The 25,804-nt window shown below is 67.0% G+C and carries 22 protein-coding genes and 2 pseudogenes; 9 read left to right on the top strand and 15 right to left on the bottom strand.

Annotated features, from left to right (window positions below; genetic code table 11):
• Positions 1–7 precede the first annotated feature (7 nt).
• From OH799_RS32380 to OH799_RS32350, 7 genes are all read right to left on the bottom strand, one after another.
• Positions 8–1,015, bottom strand: coding sequence for a diiron oxygenase (locus OH799_RS32380; protein WP_406282791.1), 1,008 nt, complete (start codon positions 1,013–1,015; stop codon positions 8–10).
• A gap of 137 nt (positions 1,016–1,152) precedes the next feature.
• The gene (locus OH799_RS32375; RefSeq protein WP_406272173.1) at positions 1,153–2,316 is read right to left on the bottom strand and encodes an Hsp70 family protein; all 1,164 of its coding nucleotides are present in this window, start codon (positions 2,314–2,316) and stop codon (positions 1,153–1,155) included.
• Positions 2,317–2,876: 560 nt separating this feature from the next.
• Positions 2,877–3,872, bottom strand: coding sequence for a sulfate ABC transporter ATP-binding protein (locus OH799_RS32370; RefSeq protein ID WP_357266481.1), 996 nt, complete (start codon positions 3,870–3,872; stop codon positions 2,877–2,879).
• On the bottom strand, positions 3,869–4,675 hold the full coding sequence (cysW, locus tag OH799_RS32365) for a sulfate ABC transporter permease subunit CysW (RefSeq protein ID WP_406272170.1): 807 nt from the start codon (positions 4,673–4,675) through the stop codon (positions 3,869–3,871). Before cysW ends, OH799_RS32370 begins: the two co-directional genes overlap by 4 nt.
• 138 nt (positions 4,676–4,813) lie before the next feature.
• A complete protein-coding gene (gene cysT / locus OH799_RS32360) occupies positions 4,814–5,614 on the bottom strand; it encodes a sulfate ABC transporter permease subunit CysT (RefSeq protein ID WP_357266627.1) in 801 nt (266 codons plus the stop codon).
• Positions 5,615–5,750: 136 nt separating this feature from the next.
• Positions 5,751–6,797 carry a sulfate ABC transporter substrate-binding protein gene (locus tag OH799_RS32355; RefSeq protein WP_406272167.1) on the bottom strand — a complete coding sequence of 349 codons (1,047 nt, stop codon included), beginning with the start codon at positions 6,795–6,797 and terminating at the stop codon, positions 5,751–5,753.
• A gap of 205 nt (positions 6,798–7,002) precedes the next feature.
• On the bottom strand, positions 7,003–7,092 hold the full coding sequence (locus tag OH799_RS32350; protein WP_406272165.1) for an Ms4533A family Cys-rich leader peptide: 90 nt from the start codon (positions 7,090–7,092) through the stop codon (positions 7,003–7,005).
• 71 nt (positions 7,093–7,163) lie between these two features.
• On the opposite strand from OH799_RS32350, the gene OH799_RS32345 reads away from it, so the two are divergent.
• Positions 7,164–8,219: a M48 family metallopeptidase gene (locus OH799_RS32345; RefSeq protein ID WP_406272162.1), complete on the top strand. Its 1,056-nt coding sequence runs from the start codon at positions 7,164–7,166 to the stop codon at positions 8,217–8,219.
• An 84-nt stretch (positions 8,220–8,303) separates the two neighbouring features.
• Here the strand turns inward: OH799_RS32345 and OH799_RS32340 are convergent, their stop codons facing one another.
• A complete protein-coding gene (locus tag OH799_RS32340) occupies positions 8,304–8,582 on the bottom strand; it encodes a hypothetical protein (protein WP_406272159.1) in 279 nt (92 codons plus the stop codon).
• 108 nt (positions 8,583–8,690) lie between these two features.
• On the opposite strand from OH799_RS32340, the gene OH799_RS32335 reads away from it, so the two are divergent.
• Positions 8,691–10,679: a glycoside hydrolase family 15 protein gene (locus OH799_RS32335; protein ID WP_406272157.1), complete on the top strand. Its 1,989-nt coding sequence runs from the start codon at positions 8,691–8,693 to the stop codon at positions 10,677–10,679.
• Between the two features lie 23 nt (positions 10,680–10,702).
• On the opposite strand, the gene OH799_RS32330 is transcribed toward OH799_RS32335, so the two are convergent.
• Together OH799_RS32330 and OH799_RS32325 are read right to left on the bottom strand one after the other, a co-directional pair.
• Complete coding sequence (locus OH799_RS32330; RefSeq protein WP_406272154.1) at positions 10,703–12,508, bottom strand: dynamin family protein; 1,806 nt, start codon at positions 12,506–12,508, stop codon at positions 10,703–10,705.
• Positions 12,509–12,587: 79 nt separating this feature from the next.
• Positions 12,588–14,918 carry a hypothetical protein gene (locus OH799_RS32325; RefSeq protein WP_406272152.1) on the bottom strand — a complete coding sequence of 777 codons (2,331 nt, stop codon included), beginning with the start codon at positions 14,916–14,918 and terminating at the stop codon, positions 12,588–12,590.
• 609 nt (positions 14,919–15,527) lie between these two features.
• Between OH799_RS32325 and OH799_RS32320 the strand changes: the two are divergent.
• Positions 15,528–15,683: pseudogene (locus OH799_RS32320) on the top strand (sensor histidine kinase); the annotation flags it as partial.
• 37 nt (positions 15,684–15,720) lie between these two features.
• Here OH799_RS32320 and lepA read toward each other — a convergent pair.
• Positions 15,721–17,598, bottom strand: a complete 1,878-nt coding sequence (lepA, locus tag OH799_RS32315; RefSeq protein WP_406272149.1) for a translation elongation factor 4 — start codon at positions 17,596–17,598, stop codon at positions 15,721–15,723.
• A 281-nt stretch (positions 17,599–17,879) separates the two neighbouring features.
• Here lepA and OH799_RS32310 point away from each other — a divergent pair, with 281 nt between their 5' ends.
• Positions 17,880–18,434, top strand: a complete 555-nt coding sequence (locus tag OH799_RS32310; protein WP_357266452.1) for a type II toxin-antitoxin system PemK/MazF family toxin — start codon at positions 17,880–17,882, stop codon at positions 18,432–18,434.
• Between the two features lie 62 nt (positions 18,435–18,496).
• On the opposite strand, the gene OH799_RS32305 is transcribed toward OH799_RS32310, so the two are convergent.
• On the bottom strand, positions 18,497–19,285 hold the full coding sequence (locus OH799_RS32305) for an aquaporin (protein WP_406272146.1): 789 nt from the start codon (positions 19,283–19,285) through the stop codon (positions 18,497–18,499).
• Positions 19,286–19,381: 96 nt separating this feature from the next.
• Positions 19,382–19,700, bottom strand: a pseudogene (locus OH799_RS32300) (transglutaminase family protein); the annotation flags it as partial.
• A 273-nt stretch (positions 19,701–19,973) separates the two neighbouring features.
• On the opposite strand from OH799_RS32300, the gene rpsT reads away from it, so the two are divergent.
• Together rpsT and OH799_RS32290 are read left to right on the top strand one after the other, a co-directional pair.
• Positions 19,974–20,234, top strand: a complete 261-nt coding sequence (gene rpsT / locus OH799_RS32295) for a 30S ribosomal protein S20 (protein WP_327113827.1) — start codon at positions 19,974–19,976, stop codon at positions 20,232–20,234.
• A gap of 204 nt (positions 20,235–20,438) precedes the next feature.
• Complete coding sequence (locus OH799_RS32290) at positions 20,439–20,687, top strand: hypothetical protein (RefSeq protein WP_357266444.1); 249 nt, start codon at positions 20,439–20,441, stop codon at positions 20,685–20,687.
• On the opposite strand, the gene OH799_RS32285 is transcribed toward OH799_RS32290, so the two are convergent.
• Positions 20,671–21,519, bottom strand: coding sequence for a helix-turn-helix domain-containing protein (locus OH799_RS32285; protein ID WP_406272142.1), 849 nt, complete (start codon positions 21,517–21,519; stop codon positions 20,671–20,673). The genes OH799_RS32290 and OH799_RS32285 overlap by 17 nt on opposite strands.
• A 283-nt stretch (positions 21,520–21,802) precedes the next feature.
• On the opposite strand from OH799_RS32285, the gene OH799_RS32280 reads away from it, so the two are divergent.
• The 3 genes from OH799_RS32280 (at position 21,803) to OH799_RS32270 (ending at position 24,006) form a co-directional block, all read left to right on the top strand.
• Positions 21,803–22,873 carry an aldo/keto reductase gene (locus tag OH799_RS32280; RefSeq protein ID WP_406272140.1) on the top strand — a complete coding sequence of 357 codons (1,071 nt, stop codon included), beginning with the start codon at positions 21,803–21,805 and terminating at the stop codon, positions 22,871–22,873.
• A gap of 162 nt (positions 22,874–23,035) precedes the next feature.
• Positions 23,036–23,293, top strand: coding sequence for a DUF2798 domain-containing protein (locus OH799_RS32275; RefSeq protein ID WP_406272137.1), 258 nt, complete (start codon positions 23,036–23,038; stop codon positions 23,291–23,293).
• A gap of 80 nt (positions 23,294–23,373) precedes the next feature.
• The gene (locus OH799_RS32270; RefSeq protein ID WP_406272134.1) at positions 23,374–24,006 is read left to right on the top strand and encodes a maleylpyruvate isomerase family mycothiol-dependent enzyme; all 633 of its coding nucleotides are present in this window, start codon (positions 23,374–23,376) and stop codon (positions 24,004–24,006) included.
• Positions 24,007–24,397: 391 nt separating this feature from the next.
• On the opposite strand, the gene holA is transcribed toward OH799_RS32270, so the two are convergent.
• Positions 24,398–25,369, bottom strand: a complete 972-nt coding sequence (gene holA, locus OH799_RS32265) for a DNA polymerase III subunit delta (RefSeq protein WP_406272132.1) — start codon at positions 25,367–25,369, stop codon at positions 24,398–24,400.
• Between the last annotated feature and the right edge of the window lie 435 nt (positions 25,370–25,804).

The following is a 25,804-nucleotide window of genomic DNA, read 5'->3' as shown; positions in this document are numbered from 1 at the left end:
GGTCGGCTCAGGCGACCTTGCTCACTGCGCGACGCGGCTCGGAGCGGTACCGGGTGGTGTGGCCATCGATCCGAAGCAGCTTCCAGACCGCCTTGGCGGCCGGGTTGATCAGCCCGATGTCCTTGGCCAGGGTGCGCACATCGCAAAAGTAGTCACTGAAGGTCTGTTTGGCCTCCTCGGACCCGTAGAAGAGCTCCTTGCGGACCTTCTCCGGGATGTCGAACTTCTCGAAGAACGACCGCGGCGGGGTCACGATGGCGCGGCCGAGGATCCACATGACGATCGGCATGGCCAGTGACAGCACGAACTTCTGGCCCGTTTTCGTCTGGGGCACATGGTTCTTCAGGAACTCGTGCGCAAAGGAGATGTGCCGCGCCTCTTCCGCCACATGGATGGCCATGACCCCGCGCATGATCGGGTGCACCTCTTCGCCCGAGCGCAGGATCTGCTTCTGGATGTGGTCGATCGGCTCCTCGCCGGCCAGGACGGCCATGAAGAACAGGTTCGGGAACAAAGCCGCCACCGGCGCGCCCAAGTACTTGAATTTGCTGACCAGCGGACCCATCCCGGGAACGTCCAGCCCGATTCGGTTGACCATCTCCTGGAACATCAGCGTGTGGTTGTGCTCCTCGATCATCTCGTGGGAGCAGTACCGGAACTCCGGCGAGCCGTTGGGCAGGCCGAAGTTGTGAATGACCATGCCGCTGATCAAGATCGACTCGAACTGCAGACCGACCTTGGCGATATTGGACTGCCGATACTTGCCGACCGCGATCTTGGTTTCGGTCGGCAGCGCCTGATACCAGGGGTGGCGACCGAGCGTATCGGCGGACACGGGCAGGATCCAGCGATCTTCACCAGCGTCGGCGGCGAAGTCGGGGTTGTCCCAGTCGATGTCCTCGAACGGGTCGAAGTGCTTGTCGACCGAACCCTCGGAGAGGAGCAGCAGCTTCGCGGCGTACTCCTGCGCCTTCGCCAGATCGGGATCGACTGTGGGCGTCACGGCTGTGGACATCGTCGTCACTGCCTCTCCTTGGTGGGACCTTTATCTGTATCCCATAGTTACACCAACGGAGAGTTACGTCAACCCGATAGTCGCCAGGATGGTCCGGCGATGCCCGCCCTCATCGCGGGCATCGCCGGACAGCCCGCCTACCGCAGCCCGAGCTGCGACAATCCCACGATCACCCCATCACTGGGCACGACGGACAGACCGATACCGGCCAACGACAGCGCCGCGACGACGACACCCCTGGCCAACCGGCGTTTGGTCCGACGCGACAGAAGCAAGGCACGGGTGGCCGCGGGACGACCGGCGCCCCCGCGGCGGCCGCCCCGGCGCTGGTCGGCCGGCGGCTCGGCGGCAGCCTCGGCCTCGGCGGCCGCCCTGCGCCCGATGATCGCGGCGCCGTCGGCGATGGTGCGCTCCGGGTCCGGCGCGGTGATCACCGGCCTGGCCAGCTCGTCCGCGAGGACTCGCGCCACCTCCACCGGCCGGGCCGCACCGCCGACCACGAGGACGCGATCGACGTCGGCCATGGTGACGTCCGCCGTCCGCAGGCAGCGGTACACGAGTTCGAGGGATTTCTTGATATGCGCCGAACGCAGCTCGTCGGCATCGGCGACCGACTCCGTTATCGAAGACGAGGGCAGACCGTGTCCGGCGCGTTCGGCGCACCGCGCCCCGAACGCGCGTCCGCCGAACTCGGTGGAGCGCAACGACTCACCGACGATCGGATTGCGTGGACGTCCCACGCCGACCCGGACCAGCGTGACGTCGAGGCCGGCGCCACCGAGGTCGTAGACCAGCGCGAGGCCGGGCATGAGCGGGCCGCGATCGGCCTCGAGCCAAGTTGCCGCCGCGATGGGTTCGGCGACCAAAGCCACCTGGGTGAGGTCCGCGCCGTCCAGCGCGGCACGTAGCTCCCCTACCTGCTCGTCGGTATAGCGGGCCGGATGGGTCAGCGCGATCCCGACACCGGCGCCACGGGACGGATGATCATGCAGCACCTCACGGATCACGCAGTCGGCGACCGTCGCGACGAGATTCGCCGGCGAGAGCGTACGGCGCCCGACCCGCGCCCGGGTGGTCGAGCGCTGGGTGAGGTCGGCGAATTCGGTGATCGCGCGACCGTGCCGGGGAATCATGCCAACCCTGGCGACTCCGGTGCTGTAGAACGTCAGCGTGGTGCGGCGGGTAATCGCCTGCGGGCGCAGCTTTTTGCGCGGCCCCGGCGGAGCCTTGGCCGAACCTTCCTCCGCCAGAGCGGAAACCGTGTTCACCGTACCGATGCTCAAACCGAGACCAACCGCCATCGCAATCCACCTGATCGCCGTGCCGATTTGCTTCGAACGCCGTCCAGGCAACCACTCCGCGATCTTCGTGCCAACCCCGGACAACCAATTGTCCGCATGCCGCCTGTTCCGAGCCGCGGCACACAGCTCGACCCATCGATCGGTCCACCCGCGCGCCGCCCCTCACACAGGCCGACCGGTCGGATTTCCTTGTGCCACGCCGGGTTCGGCGCGGCAATCCCAATGTTTGCCAAACGGCGGTCATCATCGCATCAATCTCGCTTTGATGCCTTTCCAACTGCGGTGATATCCCAGAACAAATGGAAGCGAGCAATTAGCTGAACCAGATCGGCGTACTGATTCCGGAACGACGCCGAGCTGACTCGGAAGCCGTGACCGGCAGGATGCCCGACCACGAAAGGGAGCCTTCCCCGGCGGTTTCAGCGCGGCCGGAGACTGCCGTCCATGCCCGCACGAGACGGCATCCGCCGAGAACTCGAGGAGCTCAGCTACATTCCAGCTGCCAAGCGACATGCGGCGCGTCGAGAACGACGCGCCGTTGGCCGAATTCGCACCGACCGCTAATGCGTAGGCAGTTCCGGGATACGGGTGGCGCGGGCGTAGACCGTCTCGCCGTCCGACAGCCGCAGTGCCTCCGCGTCACCGCGAGTGACCTGCGCGGCGAACAGGTCGCCGGTCGCGGCATTACGCATTTCGACACGCACCTCGAAACCGAGATGGACCACGCGCTCCACCGTCGCCCTTGTGACGCCCGCCGATTCCGCGGTGCCCTCGTGCTCGGCGAGCGCCATGCTCGGGTCGCGGCCGACGCGAATGTCGTGCGGGCGCACCAGATGTCCGTTGAGCCGGGCCACCGCGCCGAGGAAGGACATGACGAACTCGTTGGCGGGACGGTCGTACACGTCCTCCGGACTGCCGATCTGCTCGATGCGCCCCTTGTTCATCACCGCGATCCGGTCGGCGACGTCGAGCGCCTCCTCCTGGTCGTGCGTGACCAGCACAGTGGTCACGTGGACTTCCTCATGCAGGCGGCGCAGCCAGGTGCGCAGGTCTGCGCGGACCTTCGCGTCCAGCGCGCCGAACGGCTCGTCCAGCAGCAGCACTTGCGGGTCGACGGCCAGCGCGCGGGCCAGCGCCATGCGCTGCCGCTGCCCTCCCGACAGCTGCGCCGGGTAGCGGTGCTGGAAGCCGTCCAGCCCAACGATGCCGAGCAGTTCGTCAACGCGCTTGCGGATCTCGCCCTTGGGGCGCTTACGGATCTTCAGGCCGAACGCCACATTGTCGCGCACCGTCATGTGCTTGAACGCCGCGTAATGCTGGAACACGAAACCGATGTCGCGCTTCTGCGGCGCCACCCTGGTGACGTCACGGCCCGCGATGGTGACCACCCCGGAGTCCAGCGACTCGAGCCCGGCGATCGAGCGCAGAAGCGTCGACTTGCCGGAGCCGGAGGGGCCGAGCAGTGCGGTCAGCTCACCGGACGGGATGTCGATGGTGACGTCGTCGAGGGCCGCGAACGAGCCGTAGTTCTTTTTCGCGTTGGTCACGGTGATCACTTGGTGCCCCGCTTACGTTCGAGGAGGGTCATCAGCAGGAGGCTGACGAGAGCGATGCCCATCAGCAAGGTTGCGGCAGCGTAGGCACCGAAGGTGTTGTGATCGTTGATGTATCGCCCGTGCACGAGCAGCGTCAACGTCTGCGACTTGCCGGGGAGGGCAGAGGACACCATGATCACCGCGCCGAACTCCCCAAGCGCGCGAGCCACCGTGAGCACCACACCATAGGTGAGGCCCCACCGGATTGCGGGCAAGGTGATCCGCCAGAACGTCTGCCATCGAGACGCGCCGAGGGTGGCCGCGGCCTGCTCCTGGTCATCGCCGATCTCGTGGAGCACCGGCTCGACCTCGCGCACCACGAACGGCAGGGTGACGAATATGGTGGCGATCACCATGCCAGGCAAGTTGAAGATCACCTCGAGTCCCAAGGCTTCGAGCCCGCCGAACCAGCCGCCCGCGCCCCACAGCAGGATCAGCGACACGCCGACCACCACCGGTGAGACGGCGAACGGCAGGTCCACGATGCCCTGGACCAGGCTACGGCCGGGGAACTTCCCGCGGACCAGCGCGATCGCGGTGACGATGCCGAAGACGACGTTCACCGGAACGACGATCGCCACGATGAGAATGGACAGCTGGAAGGCCGAGATAGCCGCGGGCGTGCTGATCGAGTCGATGAACGCGCCGACGCCCCGCTCGAAAGTGCGCCACAGAATGATGACCAACGGCAGAACCAGCAACACGAACAGATAACCCAGCGCCACCGTCCGGAGTGAGACGCGGGTCGGTGCGGACAGTTTCATCGGGCGGGTTCCATCCTGCGGGGGTTCCCGCACCCCGGCGACCCGACGAGCGCTGCGCGATTATGTCTCATCGGGTCGGCTCCATCCTGCGGGGGTTCCCGCACCCCGGCGACCCGACGAGCGCTGCGCGATTATGTCTCATCGGGTCGCCTGTTCCTTGCGCGCGGCGCGTTCGGCGAGCAGCCGCAGCACCAGCAGCGTCGCGAACGAGATGGCCAGTAGCGCGACCGAGACGGCCGCCGCGTTCACCGGCCGGTCGATCTCGATCTGCTTCTGGATGTACTGCGAAGCCATCTCCGTCTTGCGCGGAATAGCACCGCCGATCAGCACCACCGACCCGTATTCGCCGATCGCGCGAGCGAAGGCCAAGCCTCCGCCGCTGATGATCGCGGGCGCCAGCGTAGGCAGCACGATCCGGCGGAAGGTGGTCCAGTTGTCCGCTCCGAGCGAGAGCGCAGCCTGCTCGACCTCGAGGTCGGCCTCGATGAGCACCGGCTGCACCGAACGCACCACGAACGGCAGGGTAACGAACGCCAATGCCACGACCAGACCGGGCTGCGTCGCGTTGAGGTGGATATCGATCGGGCTCTGCGGCCCATACAGCGACAGCAGCACGATGCTCGCCACGATTGTCGGTAGCGCGAACGGTAGATCGATCAACGCGTTGACGATGCTTTTACCAGGGAACTCGTCGCGGACCAGGACCCAGGCGATCAGCGTTCCCATCACCACGTTGATCAGCCCCACCACCACCGACACCAGCACGGTGATACGGAGCGAGTCCAGCGCGGCGGGCGCGGTGACCGCATCCCAGAAGCCGGACCAGCCGTCCTCGAAGCTGGTCACGGTGAGCGCGGCCAGCGGCAGCAGCACGATGATGCTGAGCCACAGCACCGCGGTGGCGATGCCAAGCGGACCCACCGAGCCGGTCACGCGCAGCCACGACCAATTCCAGCGTCCAGCTCGGCGCGCGGAACCGGTCTCGGTGCCGGAGCCGCCGGGACCGGCCGGATCGGTCCCGGCGTTCCTGCTGTCAGTCACGATCGTTCAGTTTCCCGTATCCGAAAACGCCCGGTTACTTGGTCGCCTTGTCGTAGATCACCGCGACGGATCCGGTGTTCGGCGTGAACAGCTCCTTGTCCACGGTCTTCCAGCCACCGAGGTCGGCGATCGTCCACAGCTTCTGGGGCGTCGGGAAGTCCTCGGCGTAGTCGGCGGCCACGTTCGGGTCGACCGGCCGGAAACCGGCCGTGGCCCATGCCTTCTGTCCCTCGGTGGTGAACAGGAAGTCTCGGAAGGCCACGGCCTTCTCCTTGTTCTTGCTGTTCTTCAGCACCGCGACCGGGTTCTCGATCTTGAAGGTGACCGGCGGGACGGTGTGCTCGATCGGGTCGCCGTTGCGCTCCGAGAAGATCGCCTCGTTCTCGTAGCTCAGCAGCACGTCACCGGTGCCCTGCAAGAAGGTCTCGGTCGCCTCGCGGCCCGACTTGGGCTGTACCTTCACGTGGTCCGTGGAGATCAGCTGGCTCAGAAAGTCCAGGCCCGCCTGCGGGTTCTTGCCGCCATCACTCTTGGCCGCGTATGGCGCGAGCAAGTTCCACTTGGCCGAACCGGAGCTGAACGGGTTCGGTGTGACCACTTCGACGCCCGGCTTCAGCAGGTCGTCCCAATCTTTGACGCCCTTCGGGTTTCCCTTGCGGACCACGATCGCGACGACCGAGCCGAATGGAATCCCCTTGGTGGCGTCGGCATTCCAGCTCTCGTCCACCAGGCCGGCGTCGACAAGGCGGGTGATGTCGGGCTCGACGGAGAAGTTCACGATGTCGGCCTCGGCGCCGTCCTTCACCTTGCGGGACTGATCGCCCGAAGCGCCGTAGGACTGCTGGATCTGGATGCCTTTGCCCTGCTCGGTCTTGTTGAACTCGGGGATTACTTTGTCGAAGCCGGGCTTCGGCACAGCGTAGGCATAGAGGTTCAGGGTGCCACCGCTGCCGTCGGCGCCGCCTCCCCCGGTCGAGTCGCTGGCTCCGCCGCCGCACGCGGTGAGCGCGACCGCCGCGAGCGCAGTGAGTGCGACGGCGCCGTAGCGTCGGCGCGAGGAGAGCCAGGATTTGCGAGACATCAGGGTTGGCCTTTCCTGCGGACCGCCATTGTCCGGTAGTAGTCATCGGTGGCGGAGACATTGCGGTAATCAGTAGACCTGCCGCCAGTGTTATGGCGATGGCGCGATTGTCGGCCGAATCGACCGCCGGGGTTCGGGTACGTCTGCGGAAAGGTTGCGCGCCAGTCTACGAGGGCAGGGAGGCACAGAAGGACCCGGTCTCCGATCAGCGACAGAGAATGTCCGCGACCGCGAGATCCCCGATAGCGATCAACGCCAATTCATGGCGGACCCGCGGCACGGCACTCGAAGACACGGGCAGACTGTAGCAGAGCACAGCGTCTGAGTTCGAATCATAGAGTTTCGACATAAAGGGGGGTTCATCCCATGACCACCAGCCCAGACCGGGTCCGCACGCGGTTCCCCGGCATCAGCACGCGCGCATGGGAACACCCCGCGGACCGCACCGCCCTGGTGACGCTGCGCTCGCTGCCCGGGTTCGATGTCGTGCTGCGGACGCTGTCGAGTTTGCTGCGGGAACGCCAGCACCGGCTGCTGTACCTGGCCACCGCGGTCCGGGTGGACGAGCGTCAATTCCGCACGCTGCACCACCTGCGCCAGGACTGCATGGAGATCCTCGATGCGCGCACGACGCCGGAGCTCTTCGTGCTACAGAGCCCGCAGGTGAACGCCTTCACCATCGGAATGGACCAGCCGTTCATCGTGCTGACGACCGGACTGATCGACCTGATGGACACCGAGGAACTGCGCTTCGTGATCGGACATGAGCTCGGGCACGCGCTGTCCGGGCACGCGGTGTACCGCACCATGCTGATGCACCTGCTGCGGATCACGGCAAGCGTCGGATGGATGCCGGTGGGTGGCTGGGCGCTGCGCGCCATTGTCGCGGCGCTGATGGAGTGGAGCCGCAAGTCCGAGCTGTCCGGCGACCGCGCCGGACTGCTGTGCGGCCAGGACGTCGACGCCTCGGTGCGGGTGCACATGAAGACGGCGGGCGGCACCTGGATCAAGGAGATGAACCACGGGGCGTTCCTCGCCCAGGCCGACGACTACGAGCGGTCCGGCGACCTGCGCGACGGGGTGCTCAAACTACTCAACCTGGAACTACAGAGCCACCCGTTCTCCGTGCTGCGCGCCGCCGAGCTGCGCCGCTGGATTCAGAGCGGCGACTACGACCGCATGGTTGCCGGCGACTATCCCCGCCGCGAGCAGGACAAGAACACCCGGATCGGCGACGAGATGAGGGAGGCGGCTCGCGCCTACAAGGCGAACTTCGACCAGTCGGAGGACCCGCTGATCCGGACCGTGCGCACCCTCGGTAGGGATGTCGGCTCGGCGGCGAGCACGGTCGCACACGAAGTCGGCGGCACTGTCTCGAAGCTCGGCAAGCGGTTCAACGACTGGCGGACGGGCGAGAACTAACCGGCGCTCAGCGGGTGAACAACCAGGCGACGACGACGAGCAAGAGCAGCGCGACCAGCGCGAGCTGGACCCGCGAACGAGGCATCAACGCGCCCCGCTCTGCACGGGCTGACGGTTCTCGGCGGTGACGACGAGCTCGGGTTCCTCGGCGGACGAACCGGACCTGATCGCGGGCGGCGCCGCCAAGGTGGCGTTCCTGCGGTCGAGCATGCGCAGCACGGAGCGCAGAAGGCGGTCCAGCCCATAAGCGATGGCGAAGCTGATCGGAACCATCCCCACGAGAACCACGAGGAACTGCGGAATGAATGGCAATCCCGCAACCCACAGCTCGAAGCCGTCCCACCAACCTGCTATGCGATGCACGGCTCCAGCCTAGTAGGTCCGCCCAGGTGCGCCTCGACACCGACCACCCCGGGACCGACAAGACGCTGTAGCAGTAGACGACGGGGCGGATCGGTCCGAAGATGGGGTATGGCGTCCTCCGATGATCTCACCGTCGACGAACCGTACGACCTACCGGTGCCGACTTCGTTGATCGAAACGCGGCGCTACGGCGCCTATCCCCCGATCGACGACTATGCCTTCTTGTCCGACTGCGAGACCTGCTGTCTGGTCGCCAGCAACGGCGCGGTCGAATGGATGTGCGTGCCACGCCCGGATTCGCCGAGCGTCTTCGGCGCGATGCTGGACCGCAGCGCCGGGCACTTCCGGATCGGACCCTACGGCGTCAGCGTCCCCGCCGCCCGCCGCTACCTGCCCGGCGGGATGATCCTGGAGACCACCTGGCAGACCGACACCGGATGGCTGATCGTGCGCGACGCGCTGGCGCTCGGGCCGTGGCACAACAACGATCAGCGCAGCAAGACGCACCGACGCACGCCGATGGACTGGGATGCCGAGCACTTGCTGCTGCGCACGGTGAAATGCGTGAGCGGCACGGTAGAACTCGAGATGAGCTGTGAGCCCGCATTCGAGTACCACCGCGCCACCGCCCGCTGGGAATACACCGGCAAGGTGTACGAGGAGGCGACCGCGGTCCGCAGCGACGACCCGAGCGCGGGCCCGAGCCTGGTGCTCACCACCGATCTGCGCCTCGGCCTGGAGGGCAGGGAGGCGCGCGCCCGCACCAGGATGAAGGAGGGCGACGAGGTTTTCGTCGCGCTCACCTGGTCGGATCTGCCCGCGCCGCGCAGCTTCGAGGAGGCCGCACAGCGGATGTGGCAGACCACCGAGTGCTGGCGCCAGTGGATTACGCTCGGCAACTTCCCGGATCATCCATGGCGCGACTACTTGCAACGCAGCGCGCTCACACTCAAGGGCCTCACCTACGCTCCGACCGGAGCACTGCTCGCGGCGGCGACCACCTCACTACCGGAAACACCTTGCGGACAACGCAATTGGGACTACCGCTACACCTGGGTGCGGGACGCCAGCTTCGCGCTGTGGGGCTTGTACACGCTAGGTCTCGACCGCGAGGCCGACGACTTCTTCGCCTTCCTCAACGACTCGACCACCGGCGAGAACGGCGAACCCGTCCCGCTGCAGGTGCTCTACGGCATCGGCGGCGAGCGCGATATCACCGAGAGCATCCTCGACCACCTCGGCGGTTACGACAACGCCCGGCCGGTGCGGATCGGCAACGGCGCCTACAACCAGGACCAGCACGACATCTGGGGCACCATGCTCGACGCGGTGTACCTGCACGTGAAGTCGCGCCAGCAGGTACCGGAGACGTTGTGGCCGTTCCTGGTTCGCCAGGTGCACGCGGCCATCGCGTACTGGAGGGAACCCGATCGCGGCATCTGGGAGATCCGGGGCGAACCGCAGCACTTCACCTCCTCCAAGGTGATGTGCTGGGTGGCATTGGACCGCGGCGCGAAACTCGCCGAACTGCACGGCCAGTACGAGCACGCCACCGAGTGGCACACCATCGCCGACGAGATCAAGGACGACGTCCTCGCCAACGGCGTGAACTCCGAAGGCGTGTTCACCCAGACCTATGGCGGCAACACTCTGGACGCCTCACTGCTGTTGGTGGTGCTCACGCGCTTCCTGCCGCCGGAGGATCACCGGGTGCGCGCCACGGTGCTGTCCATCGCCGATCGGCTCACCGAGAACGGCTTGGTACTGCGGTACCGGACCGAAACCACTGACGACGGATTGACCGGAGCGGAAGGAGCTTTCACGATCTGCTCGTTCTGGCTGGTGTCCGCGCTGGTGGAGATCGGCGAGCTCCAGCGTGCCAGGCATCTGTGCGAGCGACTGCTCGGCTTTGCCAGCCCGCTGAGCCTCTACGCCGAGGAGATCGATCCACGCAGCGGCCGCCACCTCGGCAACTTCCCGCAAGCGTTCACCCACCTGGCGCTGATCAACGCCCTGACCCATGTGATCAGGGCTGAGGAATCCCGGCACGCGGGCCAATTCCAGCCCGCGCACGCGCCACAGGGCCATCCGGTCTGACCGACCCTCCGGCCGATGGCTGCTTACTCGGCGACGAGGCCGTCGGCCTCCGCACGGAGCACACGCAGTTTGCGGAGCCTCGCGTCGAGGTCGGCGATTCGCTCTTCCCTGCGATCGCCGTACTTCCCGTAGGCCTCCTCCGCGACGCGCAACGCCTCGTCCGCGCGGCGCGACGCCTCCGTCGCGATGTCGGTGAAGTAGTCGCGCAACACCCGCTGCATGCCGCGCAAGCGGTTGCGCGACTCCTTTCCGACCTGGAAGATCACATCGTCCATCAGCCGGGCGACCGCGACCTTCGCCTCGGCGCGCCTGCGCAGCTTGCGGTTCTTGCGGTCGTCCCACAGCGCGTTGACGCCGAGCAGCACGCCCGCGCCCGCCGAGTACCAGTTCACCAGCGACATGCCGAGCAAGCTGGTGGCGAGCCCGACCATCAGGATGCCGCCGTAGGACCCACGCAAACCGGTCAGGAACTGCTGGGTGACCCCGGCTTTCGCACTCTCCAGCGGTTCCAGCGGCTGCACGTGTCGAAGCACCTCTTCCGGGTCGGCCAGACGCAGGTCGAGCAGTGGCGCGGTGTGGTTGTCGGCCGGGAACTTCGCGGCAACCTGCTCGCTCAGCTCCATGGAGCGGTAGTGCGCTACGGCGAAGTTCTCCTCCACCGCTTGGCAGATCCGGGTGTCCAGGTCGTCGCCGAAGTCCCGCCATCGGCGAGCCGGATCGGACTTGGCAATCTCGGCCTCCGCGTCGCGGATCAGGCTGCGCAGTCGGTGCCGCAGATCGTGCTCGATATCGGCCATCAGTTCCGTACTGCCGTCGACCAGGGCGACCTGCCAGTTCGCCGTGCGCTGCCGCAGCTGATCGGCCTCGTCGCGGGCACGGACGAGCTGGCCGGTGAGCTCGGCCCTGCGCCGCGTATCGCGCAGCGCCTCGGACTCGGTCCGCAACGTCACCGCGAGGTGGTCGCCGACCAGGCGGATGTCCTGCACCGCTGCTTCCAGCGCGACCGCGTCGGCGCGTGTGATCACATAGTCGCGCAGGTGGTCGATCAGTTGTGGGACACCGGATTCGATGTCGCGCTGATGGTCGCCCGACAACCCCGCCTGCCGGTGCAGCGCCGCCGACACCGGCGCCACCGCGAAACCCAGACCCGCCACGTCGAGCAGTTCTCGGTTCCGCTGCTGGATGTGCGACCAGTTCGGGTGCAGGTCGATCTTGTTCAGCACGCACACCACGGTGGGGCAGATCTGCTGGATGCGTTGCAGCTGAGCGATCTGCTCCATGGTCAGCTCCGCGCCCGCGTCACCGATGTAGAGCACGGCGTCGGCGGCAGCGATCATCGACCAAGTGGTGCGGTTGTCGCCGAGCGCGCCCGGCGCGTCCATGACTACGACTCCGTCGGCGAGCAGCGGGCTCGGATGAGTGAATTCAGCCCGTACGACGCCCTGGGTGGCCAGCGCCGGGCCCGGATCGAGCGGATCGACCGAATGACGCTCGGTGCGGCCCGACTCGGTCTGACGCACCAGCGTCGCGGTCGGCTCTGGACCGTACTCGACGATCACCGGGACGCTCAGATCGCTGTTCGTCGCGCTGACCGACGCACCGACCAAGCTGTTGACCAGCGTGCTCATGCCGTTCTTCGGCTCGCCGACGACCGCGAGCCGTACTCGCGGATCGGTCACCCTGGCGTGGACCATGTTCAGCCGACTGCCCAGGTCGTCACGTCCCGCGAATCGGGCCGTCTCCCGCAGCTCGTCGAGTATTCGGATGAGCGGGGCCATCGCGTCCGGATGTTTCACCGTCGCGGCCTTCAGCCCGGCAGCGGCAGACAACCCTCCTCCTTACTCTCGGTGACTCTTGATCGATATACCCCCTGCGAATACTCCGCAGTCGTCCAATCTTTCAACCCCGCTACATGAGCGGGAAGTCCAGCCCACCGAACGTCATGTGGTGTGTCTCGGTCATGGTCGTCTCCGGCAGCAGTGCACCGGACAGGCTGCCGCCTGAGACCATCGCGAGCACCGAGTGGTCGGCGAACGTGTGGTCGGCGATCGGGAGCGGGGCGTAAACGGGGTCGGCGGGATGGTCAACCGCGAGCGGAGCGGAAATCCCGTGCGGCTTGGGGTCCATGACCGGTGGCTTGACCGGAGCGGGTACATGGGTCGGCGCGGGAGCGATGTGGGTGGGCGCGACCGGGGTGGGCGGATCGATGTCGACCGTGGGCGGGTGAGCGGGCGCACTGTAGGTCGGCGGCTCTGGCGCGGAATACGTGGGCTCGGACGGACGGGATACGGTCGGCAGGTCGTTGGTCGGCAGGTCGTCGGTTGGCAGGTCGTCGGTCGGCTGGGTGTGCGAGGTACCCGCTCCGGTGCTCGGGCGGCCCGTGCCACCCGGGGTCGTCACGTCGTCGTCCGGTGTAGAAGTCGGGTGCACCGGGGTGTGGGTGATCGTCGCGCCGGGCGGCTTGGTAATCGTCACGTCCGGACCGGTGACACCGCCGTTCGGCACCGTGATGGTGCCCGCGCCCGGGATTCTGGTGATGTCGTCGTCCGGCGTTGTCGGCACGGACGGGATGGTCGGCGGCGTGGTGACGTGGCCGGAGATGGCCGGCGTCGGCGTGGTCTTGATGATCGTCGTCGGCGTGGTCACCGTCGTGATGGGCAACTGGGTCGGGTCGGACGGATGCGAATCGGTCATCGGCGCCGGTTTCACCACAGGCGTCGGCCGCACCGCGTCGAACAGCGCGGGGACGGCCGCGGCCGGAGCCGTCAACACCGACGGCCCCTCTGACGCGGCAAGCACATTCGCGATCGGTGTGGAGGCCGCGTCCGGCTGGATGGTGGTCTGCAACGGGGTGGCCGCGACGATCGGAGCGGCCGCGGACGCGGCCTGGGCCGGGGCCACCGTGGCGGCGGGGGCGACGGGGGCGACGGGCACCACCGACGCGGTCGGAGCGGACCCGGCGGCGATCGGCATCGAGGTCGCCAGCGGCTGGGCCGCCCCGGTCGCCGCCGAGAACTGCCCGGCGGACGTGCCGGCGGGGGGCATCGTGACGCCGCCGGCGAGACCGGGATTGCCCTGGCCCGGCGATTGCGCCTCGGTGACCATGCGATCGGTGCCGTACGGCACGTGCATGCCGTCCGAGAGCCAGTCGGTGTAATCGTCGAGCTGGTCCCCAACCTGGCCGACCGCGACGTCGACCTCCAGCTCCGAGGTGAAGTAGACCCCGTTCTGGCCGCCGAGCCCGAAGTCGACCGACCACTGCGTGCCGATGAAAACCCCGAGCTGATCGCCGCCCACGCCGATGCCGTCGAACGGATCTGCCGTCGTCGGCGTCGCACCGAGGCCGTTGCTGCCCGGAAGGTCGAAGATCGTGGAGCCGGGCGCGGCGAAGCCGTTCGCGCCGGGCAAGCCGAAGCCGTGCCCGGCCTGGCCGAGTCCGTGGCCGGGCAGACCGAAGCCGTGGCCGCCGGGAAGGTCGGCATCACCGGACGATTCGGTGCGGGCGGCTTCGAGCGTCGACAGTTCGTCGGACACAAAACCGTCCGTTCCGGCGATGGGCAGCGCGGCGTTGTGACCGGCGATGCCGGGAATACCAGGCACACCGGGAATACCAGGGAGACCAGGGATACCCGACATACCAGGGATACCAGGGATACCAGGGATACCAGGGATACCAGGTGCAGGATGTATGCCCGGCACACCGGGGATTCCGCCCAGTCCGGGGATTCCGGCACCGGACGATCCGGGCACCTGCGTTCCGTGCCCGCCATCGTCGGCGCCCAGCGGGGTCTGCATCGGCACGCCCGCATCGGTTCCGCTGTAATCGCCGTCGAACGTGGGCATCGGCGCGTTACCGGTACCGCCAACGCGAACGTCGACGTGAACATCAACGTGCAGTGTGAAGCCCGGTGCACCCGCTCCTTGCGCGACAGGGGCGATCGGTGGATGCGGCGGTGTGAACGGCGCGGGCTCCACCACGGGGTCCGGGAAGGTGATCACCGGGCTCGGCTCGTCGGGATCGGGGTCGCTGTTGTGCGCCCAGCCGGTGTTCCAGCTGTCGAGCCGGGATTCGCCCGGCTGCGCGGGAACACCACCGCCGTTCGCGGCCACGAGAGCGCCGCCCGTGACATACGCACCCGCACGCGCAACCCGCGCGACGCCGGTTGCCACACGATAGGCGGTGTCACCCGCGCGTTCGGCCGCTTCGGTGTCGTCGTCGAAGGGCAGATCACGCGTCATAGAAACTCCACTCTCGGGTGTCCAGCATCCCCACCGCGCCGGACCGACCGAGTGAAGATCACCTAACAATATTTCGGGAATACGCGCCTGTCACATTCTTCAGGACTGTAGAGAATACGACCGTGGCGAGCAACACGACCTTGCCATCAGCGTTTCAGGAACGAAAGCCCTATTTCGGGTGGCTTTACGGACTGGACGCAGTCTCGAAAACGCAGTGTTGCCAGGTGCCCGGTACTTTCCGGTGGTTGCTTCGACCATCCACCCGCCGAATGGGCGAGAACTAACGAATTTCTAACAGCAGCCTGAGGAGTGCTGAAGATCCGCTTCCGACTGTCGAATTCGCCGAACCACAGGGTCGGCCGCATCGCGAAGGAGACAGCACCACGGCCACATCTACCGGGCGCCCTCGGGCGCGCATTGCCGTCGTCGTCACCGGAGCCCGCGTCGCCGCCGCGCTGACCGCCGGTGGCCACGGCGGCTGCCGTGCAGCGGCTCCAGCCCGCCGCTACCTGCGAGGTCGTCGTCCGTATCCGACCGGACGTGTCGCCGCCCGGCACAATGATCCCCCGCCCGGCATGTTGATCGCTCCACCCGGGCGTCGATGACGACGGTCGCGGCGTCCCGGACGCCGTGCGCGCCGCCGCCTTCGACTGCTTCGTCAAGAGGCCCGGCTCCCCCGGCTCCCTCCTGGGGCTCGCCCTGGTCCGTCAGCAGGCCGAATTGCATTCCGGCACCGCCGAACTCGACGAAAGCCCGCTGGGGGCATCCACTTGCGCGTGCTTCTACGCGGGCCGGGCCAGCGCTATTTTTTGTCCTTCGGTTTGTCGGAGGCGGCATCCGAGGACAGCGCGGCCACGAAGGCTTCCTGCGGGACGTCGACGCGGCCGATCGTCTTCATCCGCTTCTTGCCTTCCTTCTGCTTCTCGAGCAGCTTGCGCTTACGGCTGATGTCACCGCCGTAGCACTTCGCGAGCACGTCCTTGCGGATGGCCCGGATGTTCTCGCGCGCGATGATCTTCGAGCCGATCGCGGCCTGGATCGGCACCTCGAACTGCTGGCGTGGGATCAGCTCGCGCAACTTGGTGGTCATCTTGTGGCCGTAGGCTTGGGCAGCGTCCTTGTGCACGATCGCGCTGAACGCGTCCACCGCCTCGCCCTGCAACAGGATGTCCACCTTCACCAGCTGCGACTCCTGCTCACCCGCCTCTTCGTAATCGAGACTCGCGTACCCGCGGGTGCGCGACTTCAGCGAGTCGAAGAAATCGAAGATGATCTCGGCCATCGGCATGGTGTAGCGCAGCTCGACGCGGGTCTCGGACAGGTAGTCCATGCCGCCGAGCTCGCCGCGGCGGGACTGGCACAGCTCCATGATCGAGCCGATGAACTCGCTCGGGGAGATGATGGTGCACTTCACGATCGGCTCGTAAACGTTGCGCACCTTGCCTTCCGGCCAATAAGAGGGATTGGTGACAACCTGTTCGGCACCGTCTTCCATCTCCACCCGGTACACCACGTTCGGCGCGGTCGAGATCAGATCCAGGTCGAATTCGCGCTGCAACCGCTCACGGGTGATCTCCATGTGCAGCAGTCCGAGGAAGCCGCAGCGGAAACCGAACCCGAGCGCGACCGATGTCTCCGGGGTGTAGGTCAGCGCGGCGTCGTTGAGCTGGAGCTTCTCCAGGGCATCACGCAGGTCCGGATAGTCGGAGCCGTCGACCGGGTAGAGGCCGGAGTAAACCATCGGGCGCGGCTCGCGGTACCCGGTGAGCGGTTCGGTCGCGCCGCCGCGCGCGCCGGTCACCGTGTCGCCGACCTTCGACTGGCGCACGTCCTTCACGCCGGTGATCAGGTAGCCGACCTCGCCGACGCCGAGCCCCTGAGTCGGCTTGGGCTCCGGAGAGACGATGCCGATCTCCAGCAGCTCGTGCGTGGCGCCAGTAGACATCATCTTGATCTTCTCGCGCGGGGTCAGCTTGCCGTCCACCACGCGGACGTAGGTGACCACGCCACGGTAGGTGTCGTAGACCGAGTCGAAGATCATCGCGCGGGCGGGCGCGTCGGCGTCGCCGACCGGCGGCGGCACCTGGGCGATCACCTGGTCGAGCAGGTCGGCCACGCCCTCACCGGTCTTGCCGGACACGCGCAGCACGTCCGACGGCTCACAACCCACGATGTGGGCCAGCTCGGCGGCATAGCGCTCCGGGTCGGCGGCGGGCAGGTCGATCTTGTTCAGTACCGGGATGACCGTCAGATCCTTGTCCAGCGCCAGGTACAGGTTGGCCAGTGTCTGTGCCTCGATGCCCTGCGCGGCGTCGACCAGCAGGATCGCGCCCTCACACGCCTCGAGCGCACGCGACACCTCGTAGGTGAAGTCCACGTGGCCGGGCGTGTCGATGAGATGCAGTACGAAATCGGTGCCCACGCTCTCCCCCGTCCGGGGATTCCAGGGCAGCCGCACGTTCTGGGCCTTGATCGTGATGCCGCGTTCGCGCTCGATATCCATCCGGTCCAGATACTGAGCGCGCATCTGCCGCTCCTCGACCACACCGGTCAGTTGCAGCATCCGGTCGGCCAGCGTCGACTTGCCGTGGTCGATGTGCGCGATGATGCAGAAGTTCCGGATCCGGGTGGGATCGGTGAAAGTCGTGTCGGCGAAGCTGGCGGGCACTCCACTCCTCATGGGTATCGGCAAACTGCCGTCTATCGTCCCATGAGCAGTGCGAAGGCTCCGCCAGTGGTGCTGTGTTGGTTTTGCAGCGCCTGCGGCGCTGCGTGTTCGCGCCTCGATGGCTCGCGTCCGAGCGGGCGAGACTCGCACCCGACGGGGCTGAGAATCTCGTGGCTTGCCCCCGGTTCCCGCCGCACTCCGCAATCATGTGCCGCCCAGATCGCGGATAACCTCGGCGACACGGCGAATCGGGCGCGGATGAGAAGAGGCTGACGCGCCGTTATTCTCCAGGGATGGCCCGAAGTTGGAACTCTCTCGGCAAGCAACTCGGTCTCCTCGCGAAGGAGCAGGGGCCCAAGATCGTCAAGCAGCAGGGACCCAAGCTGGTGGAACGACTGGTGGGGACGCTGGCGCAGCGTCGCGCGCCCAGCGGCGTGTCCGTGCGTCCTGCCGCGTCGACACCGGTCCCGACGGCCGAGCGGGCACGACAGATCGTTTATTCGCCGCAGCTGGACGGACGGGCCGATCCGGGCGAGATCGTCTGGACCTGGGTGCCCTTCGAGGAGGATCCGAGCAACGGCAAGGACCGGCCGGTGCTGGTGGTCGGCCGCGACCGCCGCACGCTGCTGGGCCTGATGCTGTCGTCGAATCCCGAACGCGCGTACGACCACAACTGGATCGGCATCGGCAGCGGGTCCTGGGACCACGACGCACGGCCCAGCTGGGTCCGGCTCGACCGGGTACTCGACGTGCCGGAGGCGAGCATCCGCCGCGAGGGAGCGATCCTGCCACGCAAGACCTTCGACTTGGTCGCACACCGGCTGGTGATCGAATACCGGTGGAGCTGATCCGCTCCGGAAGTGTGGGGCCCGGACCGACACGGCCCAGTGTCCGGCCCGGTGCCACGCCATCAGGAGAGCATCTCGCGGGAACGGCCGAACAGCAGGCCGTACACCAACGCGCCGAGCACGCCGCCGATCAGCGGGAACACCACGAACGCCCAGACCTGTCCCATCGCACCGTTCTGGTAGGGGGCCACGGCGAGGCTGCGGGCCGGGTTGACCGAGGTGCCGTCCACCGGAATCGAGACCAAGTGGATCACCGCCAGCGTGACACCGATGGACAGCCCGGCCAGCGGTACGTCGGAGATCTGGTCGGTGGAGGCCAGCACCACGAATACCAGCAGTGCCGTCAGCATCACCTCGATGATGATCATGGCAGCCATCCCGTAGCCGTTCTGCACGACCACCTCACCGAGCGGCCCGGTCTTCGCCGACGGACTGTGCGCGCCCCACCCGTTCGCACCGAGCCCGTCTAACGAACGGTCATAGGATGGCAAATTCTTGGCCAGCGCGAACAACACGAGGCCGGCCAAGAAACCGCCGATCAACTGGGCGATCACGTATCCGGCCGCGGACAACGCCCCCACCCGGCCGAGCAGCAGCTGACCGATCGTGACCGCCGGGTTGACATGGCAACCCGAGATCGGCCCGATCGCGTAGACCAGGAAAATCAGCGTGAGTCCGAAGGCCAGCGCAATCCCGAGCGCGCCGACCCGCTCCCCCGCCAGCACCGCCGTGCCGACGCCGCCGATCACCAGGACAAAGGTGCCGATCGCCTCGGCGCCCCATTTCTTGCTGTCGGGAATCGGTTTGTTCTCGGCAACCTCTTCCACGACTTCCTGAGCCGTTGGAGACATCTGTCCACCTTCCGTGTTCCAGACGTGGTGCTCTTGCGAGCCGTGGTACCGCTTCGACAACAGAGCCGCTCGAGATCAACGGTTGCTCGCCGGACGCTACGCGAGTCTGGTGATCTCTACATCGACTTCGAGATCGGTGGAGCCACCTACGGAGAATATGCCCTTCAGAGGCGGAGCATCGGCATAATCGCGGCCGACCTCCATGGAAACGTGCTGTTCAGTGCTGGAGATGTTGTTCGTCGGGGCTGTTCATCGGGACGTAACCCCATCAGGCGCCGGTTCACGCCTCCATCCAGGCTCGCGACTATCCAGCAACCGTTAGGCCGATCTCGGCGGACGGGTCGCGGTACAGATAGCCGGAACGTACCGGCTTGGACGCCCTGCTGCGCAGCGACGCCAGGGCCGAGTGCGCATAGGCGCCGTCCGCCCATCCCGGACGCAACGGCCCGACCCAGCTGGTCGCGCCGAAAGTTCCGCGCGTCACTCGCCGCCGCCCGGTGGAACTCCTGCGGCCGGACGCAGCGGTCGTCCGCACTTCAGGTCGGACACGCACCGATTTCGTGTGCCGAAGGGCGACTGGTACCCTCGATCTTCGGCGCTGCGTTACCCATTTACCCGGGGTTGTGTCGCGCGCTCCCGAACTTTTTCAGGACAGACATCCACCAGACAGGAACACGAGGAAACAGGCGTGGCCAACATCAAGTCCCAGATGAAGCGGATCCGCACCAACGAGGAAGCGCGCAAGCGCAACCAGTCGGTCAAGTCCGCGCTGCGCACCGCCATCCGCAGCTTCCGGGAGGCTGCGGCCACCGGTGACAAGGAGCAGGCCACCGAGCGTCTGCAGTTCGCCAGCCGCAAGCTGGACAAGGCCGCCTCGAAGGGCGTCATCCACGCCAACCAGGCCGCCAACAAGAAATCGGCCCTGGCGTTGGCCCTCAACAAGCTCTGACGCACCGGTACCGCACGCCGATACCGCCCACGCTCTGACGCAGCCGCCGTGGCCTCGATGACCACGGCGGCTTTTGTCGTGCCCAGACCGCGTCGCCGACGTTCGGCGGATCCGTCCTTCGTCCATTCGGTTCCCACCTCGCACTCTCCAGGGGATTCCGGATCAGCCCGCGCCGTGTCTATGGTTCCAGCTACCATTCGGCGCATGGTAACCGTGTATGCCAATCAGACCGTCGTCCGCGCCGAGGACCTGCCGGATGTGATCCGGGCGGCCGAGGTGCTCGGATTCGGCTTGAAGATCGAGAATGTGCTGGTTCCCGACGATGACGGCGGTTACTCGTTGGAGTGGATCGTCACGCGGGACGAGGACGTGCCCGCCTTCGAGGAGTGGGAAGGCCGCTACGAGGACGCGGAGGACGACGAGGAGCTGGTGGTACTCAGCTCCGCGGAGTAGTCCCGGTCACGGCTGGATCGGCGGCCAGCCGATCCAGCGTGGTCTGGGAATCCTCGTCCGCCGCCCGGTAGATGATGATCCGCTGGTCCGGATCCTGCACCGGCATCAGGACCTCATAGGTGACCACCAGCGGGCCCACCACCGGATGGCGCAGCGGCTTGTTCCCGCGCCCCTGCACTCGGACGTCGTGGCGGGCCCACGCTTGTTCGAACTCAGGGCTGTGCGCGGTGAACTCGGCGATCAAGTCGGCCAGCACCTGGTCGTCGGGGTGGGCGGCCCACGCCGCGCGCAGATCCGCGATGCCCTCGCGGATGATGCGTTCCCGTTCGACGTAGAACTCTCGCATGCCCGGGGCCATCAGGCACAGCCACATGGAGTTTCGCTGCCGCTCCGGCAGGGCTCCGAAGTCGGTGATCAGCCACGCCATCTCCCGGTTCCAGGCCAGGATGTCGTAGCGGTGGTTCACCAGCATCGCGGGCAACGGCGATAGATCGCGCACCAGCATGGCCAGCGCCGGCGCGGGCACCGTGCTCGGTTTGCCGTTGTTCGGCAGCCGCTGCAGCGCCAGATCGAACAGGTAGACGCGCTCGTCGCTGTTCAGCCGAAGCGCCTGTGACAGCGCCTCGAGTACTTCCGCCGACGGCCGCAGCCCGCGTCCCTGTTCGAGTCGCACGATGTAGTCCGTGCTCACTCCCGCCAGCTCGGCGACCTCCTCACGCCGCAGTCCCGGCGTCCGCCGCGCCTGTCTGCGCTGCGGCAATCCGAGGTCGCGTGGGGTCAGGCGTTCTCGCCGGGCCCGCAGGAAGGCCGCCAGTTCCTGTGTTCGATCCACGCCGCTCCCGGCCCCTCCGTGGTTACGCAAGCTTCCGCCTCCAGGCCTGAGATCGCGGCGCGGTGTTGGATCTGCGCCGCTCTCGGGCCCTCCGTGGTTACGCAAGCTTCCGCCTCCAGGCCTGAGATCGCGGCGCGGTCGCATTCACCGTGCCAGTCATCACCGTCGATCCTACGGCTGCCTAGGACTGGCTTTCCCAGGAAGAAGCCTCCCTTACCCTGCACCGCGCGCAGCTGAAGACTGGGTACCGACAACGCAGCATCTCGACGACAAGGAGCTGGACATGTCCGGAGCCCGCACCCTCGACACCTATCGGCTGCTCGGCCGCTCAGGTCTTCGGGTGTCTCCCCTGTCCCTCGGAACCATGACCTTCGGCGCCGACTGGGGGTGGGGCGCCGACAAGGACGAGGCACGCAAGATCTTCGACACCTACGTCGACCGCGGCGGCAACTTCATCGACACGGCCAACCAGTACACCAACGGCACCTCCGAGCAACTGCTTGGCGAATTCACCGCGGACAACCGCGAAAGCCTGGTGCTGGCAACCAAGTACACGATGCTGCGCCGCCCGGGCGACCCGAATTCCGGTGGCAACCACCGCAAGAGCATGTTCGCCTCGGTCGAGGCCAGCCTGCGCAGGCTGAACACCGACTACATCGACTTGCTCTACCTGCACGCCTGGGACTTCCTGACCCCGGTCGAGGAAATCCTGCGCGGCATGGACGATCTGGTGCGCACGGGCAAGGTGCTCTACGTGGGCATCTCCGACGCACCGGCCTGGCAGGTCTCCCGGATGCAGACCATCGCCGACCTACGTGGCTGGTCGCCGCTGATCGCGCTACAGATCGAATACAGCCTGATCGAGCGGACCGTGGAACGCGACCTCATCCCGATGGCGCGTGAGCTGGGCCTCGGGGTGATCCCGTGGTCACCGCTGGCCAGCGGCGTACTCACCGGCAAGTACAGCCGCGCCGATCTGGACCACGAGGCGGAAAGTTCGCCCGAGGGCAGCCGCAAGAACGTGGCCGCCGCCAACGGCTCGCTCACCGAACGCGGCCTCGCCATCGCCGACGTGGTGAAGGAGGTCGCGGGCGAAATCGGCACGACCCCCTCACAAGTCGCGTTGGCTTGGACCCTGCGCAACCCCGGTGTCACGTCGCCGATCATCGGCGCGCGTACCGCCGCGCAGCTCGAGGACAACCTAGGGGCGCTCGACGTCGAATTCGACGCGGCCCAGCTCGTCCGGCTGGAGCAGGCCAGCGCCCTCGACCTCGGCTTCCCGCACGAGATGCTCGCCCGCCCGATGACGCGCAGCGTTACCTTCGGAGACCTGAAAATCGAAGGGCGCGACTGATCATCGGCCCGTGCGGCGGTGCGACCGGAATTTGCACCGCCGTATGGGGCTGTCCTAGGCTCGTGTCGCGACCTCACGTCGTCGTAAGCGTTCACGTCAACCAACGCACCGGCCCGCCGCCCGGCGGAGTCGTTGCTTGACGAGAAACCTTCGGAGCGACCGATGAATTCCGCGAAGTCCCATTCCCGCATCCGATTCGGCAAGCTGCCCGCCCGCTACGCGGCGGTACTCATGCCCATGCTGCTGTCGATCCTGATGACCTGCATAGTTTCCCTGATCAGCACCCTGATGAGCGACGGCGTCGCGGTCGGCGTGTGGCTGCGTTCTTGGGCCGTGTCCTGGCCCATCGCGTTTCCGACGCTGCTGCTGGTCCTGCCTTTGGTTCGCCGCGCCACCGCAGCACTGGTCCAGACGCCGTAGCCACGTCACCGCTCGGGGCGATGAATTCCGGTCCGCCGAATCGTCTGTATCGGTGACAGCACCGACCGCGGAGAGTGACGATGGACTTGGACGAGATCATGGTGTGGACCCGCGCCGAACGGCTCGGGCTCGCCGAATTCCTCGATGACCTGGACGAACACGAGTGGTTGGCCGACTCCCTGTGTCCCGGCTGGACCGTACACGACGTGCTCGCCCACGTCACGCTGTCCAACCGGGTCACCTTCTGGCCGACGGTCGCCGGAGTGATCCGGGCTCTGGGGAACTGGAATCGGATGACCGAGCGGATGGCACGCGATCGCGCCGCCCGCTACACACCGGCCGAGCTGATCGCGCAATTACGCGAGGGTGCCGGATCGGCGCGGCGGGCGCCGGGAGCAGGTCCCCTGGATCCTTTGGTGGACACCATGATCCATGGACAGGACATCGCGCGGCCACTCGGACGGGGGCGGGCGATGCCGACCGAACAGGCGGTCGTCGCGCTGGAACATGTACTGCGCAGCCCGTTCTACGGCGCGGAGAAGCGGGTGCACGGCGTTCGGCTGATATCCACGGACGCGGACTGGTCGACAGGTGCCGGGACAGAGGAGATTCGCGGACCACTGAGCGACCTGCTGCTTATGGCGACCGGGCGCACAGCCGGGCTCGACGGCGTGACCGGGACGGGTGTGCAGCGTGTCGCGAACAGACTGTAGGTGTCCGGAAGTCCGCACAACCGAAGACGCGGACAGAGGCGACTGAAGCGCGCAACTGGCCAACCGGGCGACAACCCAGTGGTGTGTGGGGCGACGCAGGATAAGCGAAGGCGCGAGCCAAGTCCGTTCGCAGAACCGATTGGATTCGCCGGCGCGAGTCGACTCGGCAGTCCGGAAGCCGCACCGATCGACTGGCACGGCGCGGCGTGTCGCTCCACCACACTGTTCGGCACCACCACACCGCGACCGCGACGGTCGAGGTGGGACGGCCCGCCCGACGGCCGAAGGAAAGGCCGACAGTCGGCTACCTCTGTGGGCCTAGCGCGCCGCGATCAGCACCCACCGGCGAAACTGGTGACCACCTCAGGAGTCCCCGGTGGATCCACCTCAGTCAGCTTGCGCCGTGCAGGTCCAGGATCTGGGTGAGGGCATGTTCGAGGGCGTAACCGGCGTCGGCGGCGCCGCCTTTGACGTCGGCGTTGAGAGTGGCGACCACCTGGAGGGCCGAGCCGATAGTCGCCGGGGTCCAGCTGCGGGCTTGCGCCTGCGCCTTTTTAACCTTCCAGGGCGGCATGCCGAGCTGCTGGGCCAGTTTGAACGGGTCGCCGCGGCCTGCCGAGCCGACCCGCGCGATGGTGTGCACCGAATCGGCGAGGGCGTCGGCGAGCAGGACATACGGCACGCCACGGTCGTTCGCCCAACGCAGTGCCTCCATCGCGCCGGGGCGGTCGCCCGCGACGGCGAGTTCGGCCACATCGAACCCGGAGACTTCGGCCTTGCCCGAGTAGTAACGACGCACAGCCGCGCCATCGATCTTGCCTCCGGTGTCGGCGGCCAGCTGCGCGCACGCGGCCGCCAACTCGCGTAAATCCGAGCCCACCGCTTCCACCAAGACCTGCACGACTTCGCCCGACACCCGGACACCGGCGTTGCGGAACTCGCCGCGAACGAACTCGATCCGCTGCGCGGCCTTGGTCAGCTTCGCGCAGTCGTGGGTGACGGCTCCAGCCTTCTGCAACGCGGGCACCAGAGCCTTTGCCCGCCCGCCCCCGGAGTGCAGGACCACCAGTACTACGCCCTCGGGCGGGTCCTGGGCCGCCTCGGTGATCACCGCGACCGCGTCTTTGCCCGCCTCGGCCGCCGCCTCGAGAACGATCACCCGATCCTCGGCAAACAGCGACGGGCTCAGCAGTTCGGCCAGCTCGGCAGTGCTCGCATCCCCCGCCCGCAGCCGATCCACCGGCACCGCGTCCCCGTCCGGCGCCGACGCCCGCACCTGCGCGGTAACCTCCGCCAACGCGCGCTCGATCAGCAGTTCTTCTTCCCCGAGCGCCAAGTGCAACTGCGCGGGACGCCCGCTCACCACAGCGCCTTCCCCATACCCGACTCCACCGCGCCCGAGGGCCATGCCTCGGTAGTTCGCTCCCTCATGCCTCCACCTCGCTAGCGCTCGGCTCCACCATGACCGAGAACTCGGCTGTGCCCATCGCTCGCTCGCTGCGCTCGCCCACGGCCTGATCCTACGATCTCCCACCAAGGATCGGAGCCCGGCACCTAGTCGGCCGAAGCCGCCGAATCGCCTCGGCTCCCGCCGTCGGTGCGCTGCGGCGGTCGCCGAATGCCACCGTGCGTCCGACACGGGCTCGCACACCGCGATGCAGCTCTCGCCTTGGTCGCCGCCGCGGCCAACTCCGAAGTCAGCTGACGACACCGAAAACTACACCGCCGCGAATTCTCCGGAGCCGTGCGCACCGAGCCAGCGGCACATCTCAACTGCATCACCATGCTTCGTGGCCCC

The organism is Nocardia sp. NBC_00881 (genome assembly GCF_045207455.1).
Lineage (GTDB): Bacteria > Actinomycetota > Actinomycetes > Mycobacteriales > Mycobacteriaceae > Nocardia.
The sequence above is the reverse complement of the archived record's forward strand: the minus strand, read 5'-3'. Positions and strand labels throughout refer to the sequence as shown.